Consider the following 18,827-nt stretch of genomic DNA (forward strand, 5'->3'; position numbering starts at 1 on the left):
AACCGACCGCCGACCATCATGCCGCTCAACAGAACGACCAGATCGATCTAAGGGAGGAGGTAATCAGGTGTCGAACGTGTCGCGACCACTGAACTTGATCTTGGCAGGATTGGTGTTCTGGCCGATACGGCGTGGGTTGTGACCCACCATCGGACGTCCCTCATTGACTTTTTCGGAGAATACGCCGTCCTTGGGATGCAGGAACTCAGTGTCTCCGCCGGGGTAAATCCGGTAAATCTTGTAGTCCTCGATGCGGGGCTTGAATTTGGTACGCAATTGAGTGCCAAGCGCTAAGCACTGTTCTTTGCGTGCGAAATACATGATGTTCTCGCCGGTGTTCATCACCGCTGCTCCGCCTGTTGGGAGTTCGAAAACCTGATCGGTTTTGCTGCTCCAGGTAATGGCGTATTTCTCTTCTGTTTCAGCGGAATTGAGCAGACCACCGGTGCTTCCGATGTACTGGGGAAGCTGTCCTGTCAAGGGAGTTGATGTCATGGCTGTCCTGAGGAAATCCGCATGCCGATCTGTTTGGAAAGTAGCAAATGATTCGGCTCTGATTTGGTGATCCGATCCGGACCTTCACACCCGTCAACAATGATCGGCGATCGGAAAGAACACCGTCAGCCCTCGGTCCCGGCGCTGGGTGAGGCGCCCGCCCAGACGCTCAAGTAGGCGACGGGTTGCCGTCTGACTCAGCTGCAGCCCTCCAGTGCTGGTGTTCCAACTGAGCACGGGACCTAGCCGTTCTTGGGACAAGTGGTCGTCGTCGGCCACTGAGGTGGAGAGCTGATCAGGGGTCTTAGTGAGAATCTGCAGCTTCAGGCGGGCACCCGCAGGTTGAAGGGTCAGATCAAGGCTGCTCCCTGCCGGCAGGCTGCGGCTGCAACGATCAATCAGTCCTCCAAGCATGGGTTCTAGTCGACCTGGATCGCTGAGTACTGGGGGAAGCCCACTCTCCAGATTCAGCTTGAGATGCAATCCACGGCGTTGAAGCTGTTGTTCCCAGCCCGGTGCCAGAAGATTCAGCATCGCTCCAAGGTCAGTGCGAGCCAGCGCCGATGAGCGGTGTGGCTGCCGCTGCAGTTCGGCCGCCTGAAAAATTAGCCCGAATCGATCGATTTGTTCGCTGCATTCCGTGTCGATCTGTTGCAGGCGACCGAGCACCTGCTGGGGCAGGTCACGACGGCGCAGCAGGGAGCGGATCAAGGTGCGGATGGTGGCCAAGGGAGTACGCACTTCATGCGTGATGGCCTCCAGCAGAGAGAGTTCAGCGTCCTCATCTCCTTGACTATTCTCAGGCTGTTGAGGGGGTGACGGCGCTTTAGACGCCTGCGCTGTTTGCAACATGACCGTGGGTGCCATCCCTGCCAGCCGCTCCGCCAAGCAGGGCCAGAACCGTGTGGCCAGATCGCTGCTGCTCTGTAAAGGGCCGAGTTGACGAACCGCCTGCTGCAGCACGTCAGCCTGCTCGGGCGCATCGAGGCGTAAACGCTGTTCAACTAGCGTCAGTGCCTGGCCAAGGATGTCGGGTTCACTGCGCATGAGTAGCTGTCGCTGTCCCTCTTCGCCATTGAGGGCCAGGGCCACCTGGAGCCGGCTTGTGATCACGATCAGCAGTGGATCGTGACTGTCGGACTCTCTTAACGGCAGGCGCTGAAAGTGCTCGTTGGAGGTGGCTAAAGGGGTCTCTCTGACATTGAAGCGATCCAGTGGGAGCAGGGTTGAACGCTCGGCGGCACTCAGCACATCGAGGGCCTCAGGTGCCCAGACCCAGCCCTGGAACCGCTGGAGCAGACCTGGCGCATAAAGGGCTGGCAGGGGTGCCGCCAGCCAGATGCCTGTGGCGGTGTTGTCCTGGATCTCCAGCAGATCCTGCAGGACTTCCAACCCCCCCCACCAAAGCCGTCTGGCATTGGTATCGCTGGCCTGACCGGTGGGGACGCCGGTCGCCATGCAGGCCTGAATTGACTGCAGCAGCGGTGTGGAGTCTTTCAACGGATCAGAGCTCGTCTTGATCGCCTTGCCACGGACAGGCACACACCAAGGGCGATGAAATTCACCACCATGGCGCTGCGTCCGTAGCTCATGAAGGGCAGTGGAATTCCAGTCACGGGCCCAAGGCCGATGGTCATGAAGATGTTCACCACAACCTGAAACATCAGCATCGTGGCGACGCCGATCACCACCAACGATTCAAAGTCGGTGCGAGCTTTCCCTGCCACCTGAAGCAGGCGCCCCATCAGAAGTGCGAAGCCAACCACGACAAGAATTGTGCCCACGAATCCCATCTCCTCGCCTAGTGCGCTGAAGATGAAATCGGTGTGCTGCTCAGGGATGAAACGCAGCTTGGTGAGTTGTCCTCGCAACAGGCCAGTGCCAAACAGTCCTCCGGAACCAATTCCCACAGTGCTCTGCAGGAGGTGATAGCCACCACCCAAGGGGTCCTTAGTGGGGTCGAGAAACAGCACAAGTCGGTCGCGCTGATAATCCTGCAGACCGTTGTTCCAGAGCCAGGGAGTGACCAGTGCAGCTGCGCTCTGAACCGAGAGCACTAAAGCCAGCGCGACCTTTTTCCAGGGCAGAGACCGGTAGGCGATGCCCAAGGTGAGTGGGATCCATGCGGCGAGTCCCCAGGGGAAGAGTCCAGCGAGAAGTGCCGTGATTAGCGGGGAGAGCAGCAGAACTAGCCACTCAAAAGGCATTCCCGACCAATAGAGCATTGCCAGGAGCAGCGCTCCGAACACCAGAGATGTGCCCAGGTCGGGCTGGATGAACACCAGCAGCCAGGGAATTGAGATGATCCCTAACGGACGCAGCAGATCGACTGGTCTTTCGACAGGGTGCCGATCCAGCACAGCCGCAAGCAAAAGAATGGCCGATAATTTTGCGAATTCCGAAGGCTGAATGTTGAAAGGTCCGATGCTGATCCACCGCTGGGCGCCTAGTGCAGAGGTGCCAATGACCTGCACCGCAATCAGGCTGAATACTGTGGAGATATAAATAGGAAGTAATAAAGGCTTTAAGCGATCGAGCCTGAATTTCGCCAAAAGTAATGCAATGACGATCCCGAAAAGAGCAGTCACGAGCTGCGATAACCACAGCTGGGTATTAATAAACTGAAGCAGTCCTAAAAGACTAAAGGAGAATGTAGACAACCCTTTGAGTGCTACTTGACGCTCGATGCTGAGGATTAAAAAGCTGGAAATTGCCACCATGGCCAGCGGTACTCCCCAGAGAATCCAGTCCCGCTCGCGACCACGCCCCTGCCGTTTGATCGGCCTTCTGTGCAGGGGTTGTCCGCTGAGGCCGACTCCTGACAACATGATCAGGCTTCTCTGGTCACCATCGGTGAAAGACGATCTGCCAGCGACAGAAAGGTCTTGGCGCTGACCGAGTCGGGCTTCGACAAGGTGATCGGTTTGCCTTGATCTCCGCCCTCCTGAACAGGCATCTCCATCGGAATTTGGCCAAGGAGGGGGACGTCGAAGGCATCGGCCAAAGTCTTCCCACCACCTGTGCCGAAGAGGGCATATCGACGGTCGGGCTGGTCGGGTGGAATGAAAGCACTCATGTTTTCGACGACACCCAGCACGGGGATGTTCATCTGGCGGAACATCGCCAGTCCGCGTCGTGCATCCTGAAGGGCCACTTGCTGGGGGGTGGTCACGATCACCACGCCAGCCATGGGAACGGCCTGGGCTAAAGACAATTGCGCATCACCGGTGCCTGGCGGCAGGTCAACCACCAAGACATCGCGCTCTCCCCACTGCACTTGATAGAGAAATTGGCGAATGATCCCGTTGAGCATGGGTCCGCGCCAGATCACGGGTTGGTTCTCTTCAATCAGCAGGCCCATGGACACCATGGCAACACCGCAGGTCTCAATCGGCTGCATGCACTGGTTGTCGCCGCTGCCGCTCACCTCGGGTGTGCGGTCTGCAACGCCAAGCATGGTCGGGGCATTGGGGCCATAGATATCGGCATCCAGAAGACCCACCTTCAGCCCGCGCACGGCCAGAGAACAGGCCAGATTCACGGCCACCGTGCTTTTGCCGACTCCACCCTTGCCGCTGCTGACCGCAATCACGTGGCGGACTCCTGGTATCGACTGTCGTTCTGCAACCTGTCCATGGCCTGCCTGTCCGATTCCTCCCTGGGAGGGTGGTTGACCCAGTTCGATCTGGACATCGTCAATGCCTTCCAGTTGCAGGAGTCGCTGCCTCGCACCATTCACAATCTGGTCACGCTGGTTCTGGGCGAATCCAGGCAGGTTCAGCCTGATCACAGCCCGTGGAGGGTCCACTCGGACCTGGTCGAGCCAACCGAGGTCCAACAGAGAACGGTCACTTCCCGCATCGCGGAGGTCGCTGAGCGCCTGAGTGGCCTGTTCCGCAGTGGTCATGCGTCCCATTCGTTGGTCGGATCCTAGGGGCGCTTTTCCATGACAGTCCTTCACACGGACTTGTCGGAGACGGTGCTGGGCTGAAATGGTCGGGAGTTCACCGACACTGTCGACCATGGTCCGTTCCCTGCTTAAGCGTTTAAAGGGCCGGATGCTCGGGGCCGTGCCCTCGTCGTCTGCGGCTGTCACTGGAGAGCGTCCCCCCGCCGACTCCCGTGAGCGTGCCCGTGCGCTGGTGATGGGTCTTCAAGATGAGATCTGCTCAGGTTTGGAGCAGATCGATGGTGTGGGCAAGTTTCAGGAGGAGAGCTGGGATCGACCTGAAGGAGGAGGTGGCCGTTCCCGCGTCATGCGTGAAGGCCGCATCTTTGAGCAGGGAGGCGTGAATTTCTCAGAGGTGCATGGCAAGGAATTACCACCCTCAATCCTCAAACAGCGTCCGGAGGCCAAGGGGCATCCGTGGTTTGCCACCGGTACCTCCATGGTTCTGCATCCCAGAAATCCATTCGTGCCGACGGTGCATCTCAACTACCGCTACTTCGAGGCTGGACCGGTTTGGTGGTTCGGAGGAGGTGCCGATCTCACCCCCTACTACCCCTTCCTCGAGGATGCTCGCCACTTTCATCGCACCCATCAAAAAGCTTGCGATTCAGTCGATGAACGCCTTTACCAGGTGTTCAAGCCTTGGTGTGATGAGTACTTTTTTCTGAAGCATCGCCAGGAGACAAGGGGGATTGGTGGCATCTTTTACGACTACCAGGATGGGTCAGGGCGTCTTTACCGCGGTCAGGATCCTGAGGGTCCAGCCGCTCATAAAGCGGCTGAGATCGGTTCAGTAAATCTCTCCTGGGAGCAGCTGCATGATTTGGCGAGGGCCAACGGAACGGCATTTCTTCCCGCCTATGCGCCGATTATCGAAAAGCGCAATGGTCTCTCCTACGGAGAGCGCGAGCGTCAGTTCCAGTTGTACCGACGTGGCAGGTATGTGGAATTCAATCTTGTTTGGGATCGCGGAACGATCTTCGGATTGCAGACCAATGGCCGCACTGAATCGATCCTGATGTCTCTACCGCCTTTGGCCCGCTGGGAATATGGCTATCAAGCCGAGGAGGGGTCTCGCGAAGCCCTTCTTACGGATCTGTTCACTCGTCCACAGCATTGGTTCGATGATCCGTCCCTTGAGGAACGCTGTCGACCGCATCAGGCGGTGAACTGAACTTTTGGGTTGCTGGGGCTTCCCCGATCCCCAGCTGGATGGCCTCAACGATCCGTAGGGCCAGTGCTGCGATCACCGCATGACGGCTTTCCGGGTCCCGCAGCTTCTGCTCCAGCTGACCCTCTAGTTTCCCGATCTCGAGAATGCTGATCCCTCGCCTGGGTGCGCCAAGACCGCCGCGAAAGTGGAGCGGATAGCGCCCGAAATTAAGGGCCAGGCTCTCGTCAATCCTTCTCGCAGAGCTGCGCAGGTTAGGGATCAGGCCTGAGCCGACGCCGTGGTTCCCGTAGGCATCAAAGTGGATTTCGAGGGTGTAGCCACCTGCATCGTGGTGACGGCGACCCACCGACCAGTTGGTGCGGGGATCTTCTTCATTCGGAATGGTGAGTTGACCCGGTTCATAGGAACGGATCTTGAGTCCGCGAGCCTGCCCTGTTGTCACTACGGCATCACGAACGCGCTGATTCCAGAACAGTTCATCGCGCATGCGCGGATCCATGGGGCGGGCTCCTCCACGGTCAACGGCGGCTCCAGAGGTCCCGGCTCCTTCCATTCCCTGGGAGTCGGCATGTCCTGCCAGAACCAGAACTTCCATGGCCTCTGAGCTTGTTGCTCTGCCCGTCCAGTTGGCTGGCAACGCAACCCTGACTCCAGTGAGCGGGTCGTTCTCCTGGGGGTGTGGTGCTTGGGCGGTAGTTGCCAACACGCCCGACAGGATCAGTCCCGCAGCCATCAATGCTGGGGTCAGGACCAGTCGTCGCGGAATCACGTCAGATCGGTGATGTCAACAACGCTCCGTCGCTGGCTAGTTCCAGTGGATCGGCAAGGGCGAGTTCGAGGGCGATGAGCTCATCACGATGGGCACGCAGTCGAAGAGTGCTGCCTTCGCCTGCCTCGGCTTCGATCAGGCGAATCTGAATCTCCTCCACACGTTTTGCACGTTGTGAGTAAACCCATCCAGCTACTGGACCCAAAGCAGCGATCAGTAGAGGCCACCAGTTCAAGGATGGATTCATCTGTCGTACGACCAGTCCGAGGCTGCCAGCGCCGACGGTTCCAAGAAATGAAAGCAGGATTGCCAGAGGGGCACTGCTGTCCACCTGGCCCCTGTACTCCAGCAGGCAGCGATCAGCGTCGCCGCCCTGCTGGCTCCACCCCCTTTGCTTCAACCAGGCGTCGAGTCCGTTCAACACCTCCACTGGAGGCCGTGGTGATCGAACCTCTACAACAGTGGTGCGATCCTTGCTGGCAGCACGAAGAAAGAAGACCAGTCCAATCCCCAGCAGCGCAGTGAGCAACAGAGTGGACGTCTGGGGGGATGGCATCCGCTAGCTGCTGCTCGAACAGAGCTCTGTTCTAAGTGGTCACTGGCGAGGTGGTCAGTGGATCGTGTTCATGCAGCCAGCGGCTCCAGGGTTCCATTAGGCGTTCAGCCTGTCCTCTGGCGCTCTGATGCAGATGCAGCATTCGGCGGGGTCGACCCCTGCTGGGACAGCGCTTGGTATAGGAATCAAGCATCTCCTGCTGCTCGAGAAAATCGACTGCCTGATGCAGCACTGTTTCGGAGAGTCGCAGTTTTGGATGATCACTCTGAAGGCGCTGAAGCAGTCCTGAGGGATAGCTGTCGTTTTGAAGAAGGCAATCAAGAACCCAGCAGACCGCTAGCTCGAGATCCAGAAAAAGCGGCGGGGGCTGTCGGAAATAGTGTTCGATGTCCGCCAGACAGGAGCGCGTTGGTTTGCGTTGGGTGAGCATGAAAACAAGCTGTCTCGATTTTGTCTAACTCGGTCTCGTTCTGATTTTCAAGCGTTCAGTTAAAACTCGCTGAATCGGCTTAAGGCCAGAGTGGTGGTCGCCTTTAGTCCCTTGCTTTCCTTCCATGGCTGAGATCCCCAATGAGCCCTGCGCATTCGCAGTCTTTGACGGAGACCTTGATCAGGACTGGTATGACCGCTTTGCGCAGGCGAAGTCCCTCGCGGTCGACACCGAAGCCATGGGGCTGATTCATGGACGTGACCGACTCTGTCTGGTGCAGATCTGCGACGACAGAGACCAGGTTGCCTGCATTCGTGTTGGTCTTGGCCAGACGGAAGCCCCACGGTTGAAGTCTTTGATGGAGGCTCAAGCCATTGAAAAGGTGTTCCATTTCGCCAGGTTTGATGTGGCGGCGCTGGCTACGGGGCTTTCAATCCGAGTCAATCCTGTGTTCTGCACCAAAGTGGGGAGTCGCCTTGCACGCACTTACACCCCGCGGCACGGCCTCAAGGATCTAGTCATGGAACTGGTTGGAGTTGAGCTCGACAAACAGGCCCAGAGCAGTGATTGGGGCAGGGTTGATGAGTTGAGCGATGTCCAGCTGGCCTACGCCGCCAACGATGCCCGTTATCTACTGCCTGCGCGTCGCCAGCTGGAGGTGATGTTGCGTCGGGAGGGGCGCTGGGAGCTGGCGCAGCGTTGCTTCGCGTGCGTTCCCGTGATGTCTGATCTGGATCGTTTCCGCTTCGTTAATACCTTCGAACACTGAGCGGTTTCAATCTTCGACCATGAAATTTTGATCCATGGGCTCTGCCTCAAGCAGTGTGTCCAGCTTGCTGCCCGCTGAGTGCGGTCCCTGTTCGGCCTTCGCTGCGTCAAGCAGCATTGTTGCCATGGCTTTTCGGGTTTCTAGATCCCGTGCACCGTCCCTGGCAGCTAGCTGGTCGACCCGCCGGCGTGCCGAAGCCTGGCTGATGCTGAGCAGACTTGCTAGTTCCGCGCAAAGCCTCAGGTAGTCGCGGTCCTCAATGGCGGCCATGGCGGTGGGAAGGAGATCCTTCGTTCTGAAGTCAAACCCAGTATCAGCGGTCGGGTGCGAGCTGGCCGATCACCTCTTTGGCAATGGCTTCGCTTCCGCCGGCCGGGCCCATTCTCTGGCGACCCATGCGTCCCATGTCTTGTCGCAGCAAAGGGTCGTTGAGAAGTTGGGCAAGCCGGCGGCCCAGCTCCTCTTCCGATCGACAGGTGCGGACGGCGCCACCCAGCAGTCGGCTCTGCCTTTCGGCGAAGCCACGGGTGAACTGTGGCCCGGGACCCGGCAAGGACAGTGCTGGGATTCCCAGCCCCACCATTTGTTCTGTGGCTGTGCCAGCGGTGGCAACTCCCGCTTCCGCCCAAGCCACCCATTGCTGGAATCGCCCTGGTCCAATCAGGAGAAGCACCCGCCCATACACCCAGCATTCAGCCGCCTCGAGGGCGGTGCTTGGAGGCGGACAACTGCGGAATCCCAGGTTTTGCAGCAGTTCCTTCAGCTCGTGCTGCAGGGGTGTGGAGCCGAGGGCTGCCAGAACGGCCAGAGGCACGCTGCTGGGCATTTGCATCAGTCCACTGATCAGGCGGTGGAAGTTATGCAATGCCTCCGGCATCCGGCTGCCGCACAGCAGCAAGATGCGTCGGCATCGCTCCAGGCTTGCGGGGGGTGGGGACGGAGCAAGACCATCCATCATGGGGTTGCCGAGGCTGGTCGCGTTGACACCGTGGCGGCGAAGCCCCCTTGCCGTGAGGCGGTCACGCATGGCAACCAGGCGGCAGCTTCGTAGTTTCATCAGCTGCCATTCCCATGGATCCCATTCGCTGCCTTTGAGTGCGTGATAACGATCACTCAAGGCTTGCCCTGGCCCGCTGCTCCAGGTGTAGTCGCTTTTGGGAGTGCCGATGAACCCGAACGGCCGCCGGGTGCTCCAGGCCATCAGCAGAGGGAGCAGATCTCCTACGGCCAGGATTGCGGCAGTGGACCTGCGCTCCCTCCGCAGACAGATCCATTGCTTCCAGGTGAGCAGCGGCAGACCTGCCATCAGATCCGACAGGAGAGCACGCAGGCTCTGATTGCTGAATCCCCCGCTGGGTAGTCGTGCCCCCGGACCGATCTTCTGCACCCAACCGTTCTCAACAGCGGCCTGAAAGCAGCTGCCCTGGCCGACGAGAGGCAGCACTTTCACGGTCCAGGCAGGCTGCAGTCGGTGCAGCGCTTCAATGATTCTCAGTGCGATCAGATCCTCGCCGTGTCCGTTGCTGATCACCAGCAGGGCAGGGGCGGTCTCGCTGATACGATCCGCCAGTGGAGCGGATTTGCTCCGAGCGGCGGCATGGCCAAGTGGTAAGGCAGAGGATTGCAAATCCTTTATCCCCAGTTCGAATCTGGGTGCCGCCTTCGTTCTCATCACACTGACTGGATGATCAGAGTTGTGCTTCAACACTGACCTGTCCTCCATCAGCTAATACGGCACGGCAGAGAATGCGTCCAGCCCGGACGCTGCAGTTTCCCTGGCTCACAGTCCAGGCCTTCGGCAGACCTTTTGCAAGCCCATAGGCGTCGTAGTTCGCTTCGGACACGCTGTTGATCTTGCCTTGCCAGCTGGCTGATTTCAGTTGGCAGTTGCTGTGGCTGCAATTCAGAACGGGTGACGTTGACAATTCCGACACCACGAATGTGATTCTCTGACTAGCCCCGGGTTGATCGCCAGCCCCAAAAAAGCGGATGCTGATGATCGTGGGAGACCTTCCATCGATTTGGATCAAACGGCAACTACTTTTTTGTCCAGTCGTTGGAATCAATCGGCAGTTGCTGGTCTTGGTCTGATATCGACCTGCAAACGATTCGAGATCGGCCTGGGCCTCGAGTGAGCAGCTCAGGCCTAGGACCAGAGCGAACCCAGAGACCACTTGGTGGTGGATTGGCGGGAAGCGCATCACTTCAGTAGTCGCTGTCGGCCACGCACATGCCGATGCAGCTGATGCCGTTGTTGGCGGTGCGACCGCAGTGAGAGCAAAGCACGCGTTCTTTTGCTGCGGTGCTGGCTGGTTCCTGAACAGAGATCTCATCCAGCCGGTTGTGAGCTGTTTCAGCAGCAGTGAACGACATCGCACAGTCCGTACTAGAGCGATCATGGCGTGCAGCGATCCACAGCGTTGTGACAGGAATCGGATTCGGTACTTGGGCCTGGGGAAATCAACTGCTCTGGGGCTATCGCTCCGAAATAGACGATCCAGAGCTGAAAGCCACGTTTGCAGCGGCCGTTGCCGCCGGACTCCAGCTCGTGGACACGGCAGATTCTTATGGCACAGGGCGATTCAACGGTCGCAGTGAAGAGCTTCTGGGCCAGTGCCTGGAGGGGCTTGAGCTCTCGGCTCGCACCAATCTCATCGTTGCCACCAAGTTAGCTCCGTTTCCCTGGCGCCTCGGTCGTCGTGGCCTGGTGAAGGCATTTCAGTCCAGTCGGCAGCGCCTGCGGGGTCAGCTCGATCGGGTGCAGCTGCACTGGAGCACGGCCCGATATGCCCCATGGCAGGAACGACCGCTGCTGGATGGACTCGCCGATTTGGTGGACCAAGGTGAAGTGCGTGAGTTGGGTGTGTCCAACGTCGGCCCTCAGCGTCTAAGGCTGCTTCACGATCACCTGGCGCGCCGGGGTGTTCGGTTGGCCAGCGTGCAAGTTCAGCTCTCACTGCTGGCGCCAGAGCCGATCAGGCCTGGCGGCATCCTTGACGTGTGTCGAAGCCTCGGTATTGAGGTGCTGGCTTACAGCCCTCTAGCCCTTGGCGTTTTGGCGCGCCGCCCTGGCTGGACACCTGGAGGCGCAACCCTGTTGCGTTCGGGTCTGTTTCGACGTCTGTTGCCTGGTTCGCTGCCTCTGCGTCAGGCGATGGCTGACCTGGCTCAGGCCAGGGGGGTGAATCAGGTGCAGGTGGCACTCAACTGGTGCCGGGCTCACGGAACATGCCCAATTCCTGGATTTCGTAGACCGGTTCAGGTAGATGACGCTAAACAAGCACTCAGCTGGAATCTCACTGAGCAGGAACGCAGTCTGCTCGATCAGCTCAGCTTGGACTGTTCGGTTCGGATGCCGGACAACCCGTTTCAGAGCGCCTGATCACTGGGTTCTGGATCTGGGCTGACGACAACCGGCAGTGACGATGCCTGAGATTGCAGCGAAACCACCTTGAGTGGTGGCTTGACGGTGGGTGAAGATTCTTCCGCCGACTGTTCACAGGCTGAGAGTGCTTCCTGAAGTAGGGAGTCGAACGTTGCACCAGGTAGACGGTGGCGCGCGATCTCCAGGAATGTTCGAGGAAGGGACTCTCCCGCAGCGCGGCGAACGGCAGGATTGTCCCGACGCTGTTGTTGTTCCTCCTCGATTGCTTTCAAAAAGCGATGGGTGACATCGCGCTTCGTGCAGGCCTTGATCAACGTGTCACGGTCACCTTGAACCTGCTCTAACTCGCTAATGCGCCGCTCAAGGCTGACGAGCACTTCAGCGGCTTCCTTACTGATGTTGCCCAGCTGCCCATCAGAGAGAAAGGGCATGTCAGCAACGAAGACCTTGCCGTGGTCTTTCAGTGCAAGAAAGGTCGGTCTCGGTCCGCCCTGCCTATGAGCCCCGTTCTTGTCATATCCGGAAATGACGGGGCGCCTTGGAGGCGTTGGACCCGCTGACGAACGTCGTCGGGTTGCGCGCTGAGGTCTATCGAATGGCATGGCTTACTAGGACGTATGTCACGACGCATTGATCGATGCAAGATCGATCTGTCTGACGGGAGACTAACTGGGTTGAAAGGCCGCAGTGCGCTTTGTTGTCCAGCTGTTGGAGATTGTTGGATGCAGCTCTGTTTCAGGCTGGTAAGCCGAGCACTGGGGAGATTTCTTGGCCGGAAGAAGCCACGATCTCGCCGATGTTCCATGCCTTGAATCCCTGACTTTCACAGTGCTGGCGTGCAGCCTCGACCGCCGTGCTGGGAAGCACCAGGCAGTAGCCAATTCCAAGATTGAAGGTGTGCCAGAGATCGCGTTCCTTGATCTCCCCTTGGGACTGAAGCCAGCTGAACAGTTCCGAGCGCGGCCAACTCTCAGGGTCCACCCTGGCGATCAAGCCGTCCGGCAGGCAGCGAGGAAGGTTCTCGGGAATCCCTCCGCCTGTGATGTGGGCCATGGCGTGAAGCGGAGTGCCTGATTCGATCAACCGCTTCACGAGTGCCGCGTAGAGGTGGGTCGGCTTCAAGAGTGTCTTGATCAGAGGTTGATCGTCGGAGCCGAAGCGTGTTTCGGCAGACACGCCGTTGGCCTCGAGAATTTTGCGAACCAGGCTGAAGCCATTGCTGTGAACTCCGCTGCTGCTGATCCCAAGGATGCGATCACCGCTTCGAACTTGGCTGCCGTCAATCACAGCCTCTTCATCAACCACGGCGACGCAGAAACCCGCCAGGTCGTAGCGGCCAGGGGGGTAGAAGCCAGGCATTTCGGCCGTTTCTCCGCCGAGTAATGCGCAGCCGCTCTGGCGGCAGCCAGCTGCGATGCCCTCGACCACCGTGGCCATGGCATCAGGACTCAAGGCTCCAGTTGCCATGTAGTCAAGGAAGAAGAGGGGTTCAGCGCCGCTGGTGATGACGTCGTTGACACACATGGCAACCAGGTCAATCCCCACGTCGTGGTGGCGGTGATGCTCCTGGGCAAGTTCAAGTTTGGTCCCAACGCCATCGGTCCCCGAGACCAGCAGTGGACGTTTCAGTCCCTGCGGCAGCCGGATCATGCCTCCAAAGCCGCCCAGCCCGCCGATGACCTCCGGGCGATGAGTTGCTTCGACACCGGTTTTGATCCGCTGCACGAAAGCTCGCCCAGCTTCCACGTCCACACCGGCGGCTCGGTAGTCCATCAGCAGCAGTAGTTCTGCTCTGATCCTCTCCCTTCATGAGCTGAGTGCGCGTGTTGCTCTTGTGCCGCTGCGGTCGCCGGTCCTCTGGTGATTAGTGGGGCTTGTTATTCGGATTGCCTGAGCTGATCAATTGGTCCTCGGGAGGCTGTGCTCGCAGCCCAGTTGCCGCACCCTCTCCGGGCAGCTCATCGGTCTCTCGGCCTGGTCCGCGTTAGTTCTTCCTCGCCTGCAGAAGCGTCCAGACATTTTTACGTTCGAAGCACTTTCAAGCGCTTTGGTCGCGGTTCGCTTCGGTCTTTGACAGCCGAAGCGGAGGTCTTTCACAGACTGTCGTTTGACCCACTGTTATGGCTCGTTTTCTCCCTGCCATTGCTGCATTCGCCGGCGTCTCCATCACAGGCCTGGCTCTTTACCCAGTGTTGGCCCGGGACCTCGATGGTTTTGAGATCACTGATCCGCTGGACCTGGTGCTGCCCTCAGAGCCGATTTCTGCTGTCAAACGTGCTGACCCATCGATCGAATCGTTGGTCGATCCACTAACTGCCATTGCTGAGCCTGAACCCGTCGCGATACCAACTCCTCCGGATCCACCTAAGCCTGTTGTTCCGCTCGTGATCTCCACACATTCCGGAGAAGCCAGTTGGTATGGTCCTGGTTTTTACGGCAATCGCACTGCTAGCGGAGAGGTGTTCCGCCCGGGAACGATGACTGCCGCCCATCGCACATTGCCGTTCGGGACACGTGTGCGTGTGACCAACCTTTGGAATGGTCGTAAAGCAGTGGTACGCATCAATGATCGCGGTCCCTTTGCTGGGGACAGGGTGATTGATCTCGCGCATGGTGCTGCAAGCGAACTCGGATTGACGAGCAGTGGCATTGCACAGGTTCGTCTCGAGGTGCTTCGCTGAGTCTTCGTGTTCTCCGAACCGGCTCCGAACTCAGTGCTTGGCGCTCATCACGGCCTGGTCCCATTGATTTCGTTCCAACCATGGGAGGGCTGCATCAAGGCCATGCTCAGCTGATCCAGCGTGCAGCCGCTGGCTGTCCTGAGCCGGGATCGGTCTTGGTGAGTGTGTATCTCAATCCACTGCAATTTGGGGAGGAGGAGGATCTTGATCGTTACCCCCGCTCCTTTGATGCTGACTGCTTGTTGGCGAAGCAGGCTGGTGCAACTGCGATCTGGTGTCCGGATGAGCGCCAGATTTATCCTGAAGGTGCCGTCTCGGGCTGGAGGATCCAAGCGCCCTCAGCCTTGCAATCGGGGTTGTGCGGTCCCTGGCGACCAGGCCATTTCGATGGAGTTGCCACCGTGGTCAGCCGCTTGCTGGCACTGGTCCAGCCAAGGCAGCTCTGGTTGGGTGAGAAGGATTGGCAGCAACTCACCATCGTGCGCCGGATGGTGAGCGACTTTGGTTTGTCGGTTCGGGTCAGGGGATGTGCAACCGTGCGAGAGCCTGATGGTTTAGCTGCCAGTTCACGCAATCTCTACTTGCTACCAGAGGAGCGACTCAGTGCGCTCTCGATTGGAGCCGCTCTCCGTGGTGCAGCGACGCAGCTTCAGAACAGGCTGGTGAGCCAGGCTGATGTTCTGATCCAACTCAGACGGCAACTCGGAACTGCAGGGCTCGAGGTGGAGTATGTAGAGGTCGTGGACCCATCCACGCTGCAGCCTGCAGATGAAGCGCAGTCTCTGCGCCTCCTGGCCGCGGCCGTCTGCTCTGGCACTACACGCCTGATCGATCACATGTTTGTCATGACCCGTTCTCCCATCGTTGCCATCGACGGCCCCGCCGGTGCCGGAAAGAGCACGGTCACCCGGGCTTTCGCTGAACGAATGGGTCTGCTTTATCTCGATACCGGCGCCATGTATCGGGCCGTGACGTTGTGGGTCCAGGAGCACGATGCCGATCCTGCGAGTGCAGAAGCCGTCGAGAGGCTTCTAGAAGGGTTGGAGGTGGATCTCTCGCCGTTGCGCAACGGCGTGCAGACCGTTTGTCTGAATGGCAGGGATGTCACGGATGCGATCCGTGATCCCAAGGTCACCGGTGCCGTGTCACTGGTGGCTGCACATGCATGCGTGCGAGCTCTGCTGACACGGCAGCAGCAGCGACTCGGCGAGAAGGGTGGCCTGGTGGCCGAAGGACGTGATATCGGAACAGCCGTGTTCCCTGATGCCGAGATCAAGGTGTTTCTGACGGCGACTCCTGAAGAACGAGCTCGTCGCCGTGCCAAAGATCTGGAGACGCGAGGCCATGCCGTGCCTGCGCTCAGTGAGCTCGAAGCGCAGATTGTTGAGCGAGACCGGCTCGATAGCACCAGAACGATTGCGCCATTGGTGCAGGCAGAGGACGCCACGGAGCTGATTACCGACGGGATGGGGATCGATGCAGTGATTGATGCACTCGAGGACCTGTTCCGTGGGCGGGTTGCTGAAGAGGTCTGGCCCACACCCGAGCGCTGATCGCTGTTCAGGGCTGGATGGCTGGTTTGTCCTCTGTGCTTAGTTCATCGAGCATCGCTGCGCAGGCATCTTCCAGTAGATCCAGCACATGATCGAAGCCGGCATCCCCTCCGTAATAAGGGTCGGGAACTTCGCTTTCGCTGTAGCGCACGCCGTAGCTGAGCATCGGACGGATCTGCGCAGTGGCTCTGGCCCCCGCTTCACGGGCTAAGCCGCTAACAGATTGGAAATTGTCATCATCCATGGTGAGCACCAGATCGAACTCTTCCAGGTCATGGAGTTCGATCTGACGGGCCCGGCTTGGCAGGTGAATACCACGCCGCTTGGCTGCGGCCTGCATCCGACGGTCCGCGGGATTTCCCACATGCCAGCTGCCGGTGCCGGCGGAGTCCACCAGGAAGCGGTCGTTTAATCCTCGTTCGTTCAGAAGATGAAGGAATACCCCCTCCGCTGCGGGTGATCGGCAGATGTTGCCGAGACAGACGAAAAGAACTTTCTGGGTCATCCGACGCAAAGACGTTGCAGGGCCAGGCTCGCCCTGAGCCGCACCACCTTGACATCCTCTTGCTCGCTGGCGAGCTGACTCAACATTGACCGCCCTCTGTTTTTCATTGACGGTGTTAAAGCATTCAATGTCATCCGTCGTTCGAGTCCATAGACAGCGGCGTACCGCACAATCCACTCATCATCTTTAGAAGCTTGAAGCAGACCGTTGCAGCAGCGGGCTAGCTCTTTTAAGGCTTTTGATTCATCCAAGTCCAAATCGGCCAGCCCTTTTACGGCTGAACGCCGCACGCTGGGTGCAATATCTGCGATAAGAGCATGTTCAAGCAAGTCGAGTCCCCGTGGATCACGAAGTGCTGCTAACACTTTCACAATCCATGCTCTGGCTCCGTAATTCCCTGTGTCCAAGCTGATTAGCAGCGTAGGAACAATATTTCTACCAAGCTTGATCAGTCCTTGCGTTGCAGTCGCTGCCACAGCAGGATTGTTGTAACCAAGAACCTTGATCAGGGTCGGCGCGGCATTCGGATCCATCAAGGCACAAATGTTTTTTGTCGCTCGGATAAGTTCAGGTGTGTTGGTTGCTCGATCGAGTTGAAGTAATGCAGTTTTTAAGTCAGCCATTGTCATCACAAAAGATCATCCATGGCATCTAATACAGCGGTGTCATCGCTGCATTCCGCTAGCCCGCGCAGCGCAACAAGTTTGAGGCTGGTTTCTACCGCTGCTGTTTTGATCGCCGGTAATGACGCCGTCCATCCAGTTGCTCCCAGATCAAGCAGGGCTCCTCGACGCACGAGTGGTTCCGGATGTTCAAGGAGTGTTTCCAGTTCTGCCGCCCATTGAGAAGCGCCAGTGAGTTGCAACAACGATCGACATGCTGCGGCACGGACCAAAGGACGCGGGTGCTTGCAGAACGGCAGGATCGTGTTGTGAATCGTCGTGCAGTTTGCCCCAATGTCACCTAAGGCCTCAATCAGGGCTTCGCAGGGTTCATTTAGAAAAGCAGTGCCGTCAATCTCCCGTCCGGCTTGATCGATGCCACTACTCAGTAATTGGCAGATTGGTTTGATTGCGCCTGGGGCTTTGATGGACCCAAGGCTTCGGGCTGCTTCTTCTCGAACTGAGTAGTCTTCGGACTGAAGAAGTTGGATGAGTTTATCGCTGGTCGATGCATTCTTGAGCAGGCCAAGTGCCCTGATTGAATTGAGGGCAACTCCTCGTCGGTCAGGATCAACTGGCCGCTGATTAAGTGCCGACAAAGTATGGATGAGTAACGGAATTGCCTCTGGGTGCTGAGATCGCATTTTGCCCAGCCACCAGGCAGCATAGTATTGCGCGGAGGTATCTTCCTGTTGGCGCAGATTGTCAAGTATTTGATGTTCGCTTAATGGTTCCATTATGACCAGTTAGTCGGAATGTCGGTGCCCCAGCTGGTTAGTTTTTGAAATCGAAATTCGCCTGCGATTGATCCCCAGCAGCGTTCATTGGTCACGGGATCATGGCCTCTATCAAGTGTTTTTAGCAAGGTTTTTTCCAGCTTAAATGTGCTCACCAGGATGGTGTCTTTGCCATTTCGATGCACAATGCAGCGACAGTTTGGTTCGAGGGATCCAAGATATCCCCCTTCATCTTCGCGCACCTGGTAATGGCATTCATCGAGGCAAATTAAATCGCTTTCCTTAATTTCACCACGTACTTCGCGGTTGAAAGTTGCAGAGTTAAAGCGTGATGGCTCTCGAAAAGTGTGATTCCAGAGTTTAATCACGCCATTGGATTGCTCTTCCGCTCTGATCATGCGCAGTCGATAGGGATTTTTCGGATCGACCGCATATGTTTGCTCAAGCAGGATGGACCCTGGTTGTAGATGCTCGATCGGACGATATCTCAGATGTATATGGGCAAACAGAGGAGGGTTGTCAAAGGCCTGTTTCTGATTGCTGTAGTCACCGCAGAGCAAGGATAGAAAGCTCTTCACAGTTGAAGTCATCAGGCCTCACGTCGTTTCTAGGTCTGCACATTAAAAAAGCCCTCCATAGGAGGGCTTGAATGGCATCAGCGCGATCGATCAGATCAGAGCATTGATGGCGTAGTCGAGGTAGCTGTTGGCTTCTGTTGCAGCATCACCACTCAGACCATGGTTGGCTTTGATGTGCTTCAAAGCTTCAACGTACCAGGAAGGAGACAGCTCAAAGGTCCGGTTGATTTCGTCAAGACCTGCGATTAGATAATCGTCCATGGGGCCAGTTCCACCTGCAACCAGGCAATAGGTCACCATGCGCAAGTAGTAGCCCACGTCGCGGGAGCACTTGGCTTTGCCTTCAGTAGTGGCGGAGTAGTTAGCTCCCTCCATCTGGGTGGTGTAGGGGAACTTGGTGTAAACAGCCTGAGCTGCTCCATTCACCAGGGTGTCAGCCTTGGCGGAAAGAGCTTTGGCAGCTTCAAGGCTGGCTTTTGCACGGATGAAGCGTCCAGAAGCAGCCTGAACTTCAGTGTTGCTCAGAAAGCGACCCTGAGCGTCTGCTGCTGCGACGGCTTCGGTGAGGGGAGTTTTCATGGATG

Annotated in this window: 24 protein-coding genes and 1 tRNA gene; 7 read left to right on the forward strand and 18 right to left on the reverse strand. The window is 57.9% G+C overall.

Annotation, left to right across the window (positions count from 1 at the left end):
• Positions 1-63: 63 nt before the first annotated feature.
• The 4 genes from SynBIOSU31_RS02435 to SynBIOSU31_RS02450 form a co-directional block, all read right to left on the reverse strand.
• Entirely contained in the window at positions 64-495 is a 432-nt protein-coding gene (locus SynBIOSU31_RS02435; RefSeq protein ID WP_186491799.1) for a photosystem I reaction center subunit II PsaD, read from the reverse strand.
• Between the two features lie 93 nt (positions 496-588).
• Positions 589-1,953: a sensor histidine kinase gene (locus SynBIOSU31_RS02440; RefSeq protein WP_186492788.1), complete on the reverse strand. Its 1,365-nt coding sequence runs from the start codon at positions 1,951-1,953 to the stop codon at positions 589-591.
• A gap of 38 nt (positions 1,954-1,991) precedes the next feature.
• The gene (gene rodA / locus SynBIOSU31_RS02445; protein WP_186491801.1) at positions 1,992-3,323 is read right to left on the reverse strand and encodes a rod shape-determining protein RodA; all 1,332 of its coding nucleotides are present in this window, start codon (positions 3,321-3,323) and stop codon (positions 1,992-1,994) included.
• Between the two features lie 2 nt (positions 3,324-3,325).
• A complete protein-coding gene (locus tag SynBIOSU31_RS02450; protein WP_186492789.1) occupies positions 3,326-4,402 on the reverse strand; it encodes an Mrp/NBP35 family ATP-binding protein in 1,077 nt (358 codons plus the stop codon).
• Between the two features lie 115 nt (positions 4,403-4,517).
• Between SynBIOSU31_RS02450 and hemF the strand changes: the two genes are divergently transcribed.
• Positions 4,518-5,618, forward strand: a complete 1,101-nt coding sequence (gene hemF / locus SynBIOSU31_RS02455) for an oxygen-dependent coproporphyrinogen oxidase (protein WP_186491803.1) — start codon at positions 4,518-4,520, stop codon at positions 5,616-5,618.
• On the opposite strand, the gene SynBIOSU31_RS02460 is transcribed toward hemF, so the two are convergent.
• From SynBIOSU31_RS02460 to SynBIOSU31_RS02470, 3 genes are read right to left on the reverse strand one after another with little or no spacing between them, the layout of a single operon-like run.
• The gene (locus tag SynBIOSU31_RS02460) at positions 5,545-6,351 is read right to left on the reverse strand and encodes an N-acetylmuramoyl-L-alanine amidase (RefSeq protein ID WP_255477313.1); all 807 of its coding nucleotides are present in this window, start codon (positions 6,349-6,351) and stop codon (positions 5,545-5,547) included. The genes hemF and SynBIOSU31_RS02460 overlap by 74 nt on opposite strands.
• Positions 6,352-6,388: 37 nt before the next feature.
• Positions 6,389-6,943, reverse strand: a complete 555-nt coding sequence (locus SynBIOSU31_RS02465) for a cofactor assembly of complex C subunit B (RefSeq protein ID WP_186491805.1) — start codon at positions 6,941-6,943, stop codon at positions 6,389-6,391.
• Positions 6,944-6,974: 31 nt separating this feature from the next.
• On the reverse strand, positions 6,975-7,373 hold the full coding sequence (locus tag SynBIOSU31_RS02470) for a helix-turn-helix transcriptional regulator (RefSeq protein WP_186491807.1): 399 nt from the start codon (positions 7,371-7,373) through the stop codon (positions 6,975-6,977).
• Positions 7,374-7,497: 124 nt separating this feature from the next.
• On the opposite strand from SynBIOSU31_RS02470, the gene SynBIOSU31_RS02475 reads away from it, so the two are divergent.
• Positions 7,498-8,142: a ribonuclease D gene (locus SynBIOSU31_RS02475; protein ID WP_186491809.1), complete on the forward strand. Its 645-nt coding sequence runs from the start codon at positions 7,498-7,500 to the stop codon at positions 8,140-8,142.
• A gap of 6 nt (positions 8,143-8,148) precedes the next feature.
• Here the strand turns inward: SynBIOSU31_RS02475 and SynBIOSU31_RS02480 are convergent, their stop codons facing one another.
• Both SynBIOSU31_RS02480 and SynBIOSU31_RS02485 read right to left on the reverse strand, forming a co-directional pair.
• Positions 8,149-8,412, reverse strand: coding sequence for a hypothetical protein (locus tag SynBIOSU31_RS02480; protein ID WP_186491811.1), 264 nt, complete (start codon positions 8,410-8,412; stop codon positions 8,149-8,151).
• Between the two features lie 43 nt (positions 8,413-8,455).
• Positions 8,456-9,679, reverse strand: coding sequence for a lipid-A-disaccharide synthase-related protein (locus SynBIOSU31_RS02485; protein ID WP_186492791.1), 1,224 nt, complete (start codon positions 9,677-9,679; stop codon positions 8,456-8,458).
• On the opposite strand from SynBIOSU31_RS02485, the gene SynBIOSU31_RS02490 reads away from it, so the two are divergent.
• The gene (locus SynBIOSU31_RS02490) at positions 9,614-9,754 is read left to right on the forward strand and encodes a hypothetical protein (protein WP_186491812.1); all 141 of its coding nucleotides are present in this window, start codon (positions 9,614-9,616) and stop codon (positions 9,752-9,754) included. The genes SynBIOSU31_RS02485 and SynBIOSU31_RS02490 overlap by 66 nt on opposite strands.
• Positions 9,734-9,804, forward strand: a tRNA-Cys gene (locus SynBIOSU31_RS02495). Before SynBIOSU31_RS02490 ends, SynBIOSU31_RS02495 begins: the two co-directional genes overlap by 21 nt.
• A 26-nt stretch (positions 9,805-9,830) precedes the next feature.
• On the opposite strand, the gene SynBIOSU31_RS02500 is transcribed toward SynBIOSU31_RS02495, so the two are convergent.
• Both SynBIOSU31_RS02500 and SynBIOSU31_RS02505 read right to left on the reverse strand, forming a co-directional pair.
• Positions 9,831-10,343 carry a hypothetical protein gene (locus SynBIOSU31_RS02500; protein ID WP_186491813.1) on the reverse strand — a complete coding sequence of 171 codons (513 nt, stop codon included), beginning with the start codon at positions 10,341-10,343 and terminating at the stop codon, positions 9,831-9,833.
• A 4-nt stretch (positions 10,344-10,347) separates the two neighbouring features.
• Positions 10,348-10,515, reverse strand: a complete 168-nt coding sequence (locus SynBIOSU31_RS02505) for a hypothetical protein (protein ID WP_186493193.1) — start codon at positions 10,513-10,515, stop codon at positions 10,348-10,350.
• Between the two features lie 49 nt (positions 10,516-10,564).
• Between SynBIOSU31_RS02505 and SynBIOSU31_RS02510 the strand changes: the two genes are divergently transcribed.
• Positions 10,565-11,524, forward strand: a complete 960-nt coding sequence (locus tag SynBIOSU31_RS02510; protein WP_186492792.1) for an aldo/keto reductase — start codon at positions 10,565-10,567, stop codon at positions 11,522-11,524.
• Here SynBIOSU31_RS02510 and SynBIOSU31_RS02515 read toward each other — a convergent pair.
• Both SynBIOSU31_RS02515 and purM read right to left on the reverse strand, forming a co-directional pair.
• On the reverse strand, positions 11,512-12,129 hold the full coding sequence (locus SynBIOSU31_RS02515; protein ID WP_186491815.1) for a histidine phosphotransferase: 618 nt from the start codon (positions 12,127-12,129) through the stop codon (positions 11,512-11,514). The genes SynBIOSU31_RS02510 and SynBIOSU31_RS02515 overlap by 13 nt on opposite strands.
• A gap of 133 nt (positions 12,130-12,262) precedes the next feature.
• Positions 12,263-13,300: a phosphoribosylformylglycinamidine cyclo-ligase gene (purM, locus tag SynBIOSU31_RS02520; protein ID WP_186491817.1), complete on the reverse strand. Its 1,038-nt coding sequence runs from the start codon at positions 13,298-13,300 to the stop codon at positions 12,263-12,265.
• A 347-nt stretch (positions 13,301-13,647) separates the two neighbouring features.
• Between purM and SynBIOSU31_RS02525 the strand changes: the two genes are divergently transcribed.
• Positions 13,648-14,208: a septal ring lytic transglycosylase RlpA family protein gene (locus SynBIOSU31_RS02525; RefSeq protein ID WP_186491819.1), complete on the forward strand. Its 561-nt coding sequence runs from the start codon at positions 13,648-13,650 to the stop codon at positions 14,206-14,208.
• A 62-nt stretch (positions 14,209-14,270) separates the two neighbouring features.
• Entirely contained in the window at positions 14,271-15,761 is a 1,491-nt protein-coding gene (locus tag SynBIOSU31_RS02530; RefSeq protein WP_370593700.1) for a bifunctional pantoate--beta-alanine ligase/(d)CMP kinase, read from the forward strand.
• 7 nt (positions 15,762-15,768) lie between these two features.
• On the opposite strand, the gene SynBIOSU31_RS02535 is transcribed toward SynBIOSU31_RS02530, so the two are convergent.
• The 5 genes from SynBIOSU31_RS02535 to cpcA form a co-directional block, all read right to left on the reverse strand.
• Positions 15,769-16,266, reverse strand: coding sequence for a low molecular weight protein-tyrosine-phosphatase (locus SynBIOSU31_RS02535; RefSeq protein ID WP_186491820.1), 498 nt, complete (start codon positions 16,264-16,266; stop codon positions 15,769-15,771).
• Complete coding sequence (locus tag SynBIOSU31_RS02540) at positions 16,263-16,799, reverse strand: HEAT repeat domain-containing protein (RefSeq protein ID WP_255477314.1); 537 nt, start codon at positions 16,797-16,799, stop codon at positions 16,263-16,265. The genes SynBIOSU31_RS02535 and SynBIOSU31_RS02540 overlap by 4 nt, the downstream gene beginning before the upstream one ends.
• A 95-nt stretch (positions 16,800-16,894) precedes the next feature.
• On the reverse strand, positions 16,895-17,665 hold the full coding sequence (locus SynBIOSU31_RS02545; protein WP_186491822.1) for a HEAT repeat domain-containing protein: 771 nt from the start codon (positions 17,663-17,665) through the stop codon (positions 16,895-16,897).
• Positions 17,665-18,255 (reverse strand): chromophore lyase CpcT/CpeT, encoded by a 591-nt coding sequence (locus tag SynBIOSU31_RS02550; protein ID WP_186491823.1) that lies wholly within the window; start codon positions 18,253-18,255, stop codon positions 17,665-17,667. The genes SynBIOSU31_RS02545 and SynBIOSU31_RS02550 overlap by 1 nt, the downstream gene beginning before the upstream one ends.
• Positions 18,256-18,333: 78 nt before the next feature.
• Entirely contained in the window at positions 18,334-18,822 is a 489-nt protein-coding gene (gene cpcA, locus SynBIOSU31_RS02555; RefSeq protein WP_186491824.1) for a phycocyanin subunit alpha, read from the reverse strand.
• Positions 18,823-18,827 lie beyond the last annotated feature (5 nt).

Origin of the sequence: Synechococcus sp. BIOS-U3-1 (assembly GCF_014279975.1) — a bacterium.
GTDB lineage: Bacteria > Cyanobacteriota > Cyanobacteriia > PCC-6307 > Cyanobiaceae > Synechococcus_C.

Coding starts and splice junctions, on each gene's coding strand:
- SynBIOSU31_RS02435 (WP_186491799.1), bottom strand. CDS start 495: ATGACATCAACTCCCTTGACAGGACAGCTTCCCCAGTACATCGGAAGC.
- SynBIOSU31_RS02460 (WP_255477313.1), bottom strand. CDS start 6,351: ATGGCTGCGGGACTGATCCTGTCGGGCGTGTTGGCAACTACCGCCCAA.
- SynBIOSU31_RS02505 (WP_186493193.1), bottom strand. CDS start 10,515: ATGTCGTTCACTGCTGCTGAAACAGCTCACAACCGGCTGGATGAGATC.
- SynBIOSU31_RS02480 (WP_186491811.1), bottom strand. CDS start 8,412: ATGGCCGCCATTGAGGACCGCGACTACCTGAGGCTTTGCGCGGAACTA.
- rodA (WP_186491801.1), bottom strand. CDS start 3,323: ATGTTGTCAGGAGTCGGCCTCAGCGGACAACCCCTGCACAGAAGGCCG.
- SynBIOSU31_RS02465 (WP_186491805.1), bottom strand. CDS start 6,943: ATGCCATCCCCCCAGACGTCCACTCTGTTGCTCACTGCGCTGCTGGGG.
- SynBIOSU31_RS02550 (WP_186491823.1), bottom strand. CDS start 18,255: ATGACTTCAACTGTGAAGAGCTTTCTATCCTTGCTCTGCGGTGACTAC.
- SynBIOSU31_RS02515 (WP_186491815.1), bottom strand. CDS start 12,129: ATGCCATTCGATAGACCTCAGCGCGCAACCCGACGACGTTCGTCAGCG.
- purM (WP_186491817.1), bottom strand. CDS start 13,300: ATGGACTACCGAGCCGCCGGTGTGGACGTGGAAGCTGGGCGAGCTTTC.
- SynBIOSU31_RS02525 (WP_186491819.1), top strand. CDS start 13,648: ATGGCTCGTTTTCTCCCTGCCATTGCTGCATTCGCCGGCGTCTCCATC.
- SynBIOSU31_RS02540 (WP_255477314.1), bottom strand. CDS start 16,799: ATGGATCCGAATGCCGCGCCGACCCTGATCAAGGTTCTTGGTTACAAC.
- cpcA (WP_186491824.1), bottom strand. CDS start 18,822: ATGAAAACTCCCCTCACCGAAGCCGTCGCAGCAGCAGACGCTCAGGGT.
- SynBIOSU31_RS02535 (WP_186491820.1), bottom strand. CDS start 16,266: ATGACCCAGAAAGTTCTTTTCGTCTGTCTCGGCAACATCTGCCGATCA.
- SynBIOSU31_RS02475 (WP_186491809.1), top strand. CDS start 7,498: ATGGCTGAGATCCCCAATGAGCCCTGCGCATTCGCAGTCTTTGACGGA.
- SynBIOSU31_RS02450 (WP_186492789.1), bottom strand. CDS start 4,402: ATGACCACTGCGGAACAGGCCACTCAGGCGCTCAGCGACCTCCGCGAT.
- SynBIOSU31_RS02500 (WP_186491813.1), bottom strand. CDS start 10,343: ATGCGCTTCCCGCCAATCCACCACCAAGTGGTCTCTGGGTTCGCTCTG.
- hemF (WP_186491803.1), top strand. CDS start 4,518: ATGGTCCGTTCCCTGCTTAAGCGTTTAAAGGGCCGGATGCTCGGGGCC.
- SynBIOSU31_RS02470 (WP_186491807.1), bottom strand. CDS start 7,373: ATGCTCACCCAACGCAAACCAACGCGCTCCTGTCTGGCGGACATCGAA.
- SynBIOSU31_RS02545 (WP_186491822.1), bottom strand. CDS start 17,665: ATGGAACCATTAAGCGAACATCAAATACTTGACAATCTGCGCCAACAG.
- SynBIOSU31_RS02440 (WP_186492788.1), bottom strand. CDS start 1,953: ATGGCGACCGGCGTCCCCACCGGTCAGGCCAGCGATACCAATGCCAGA.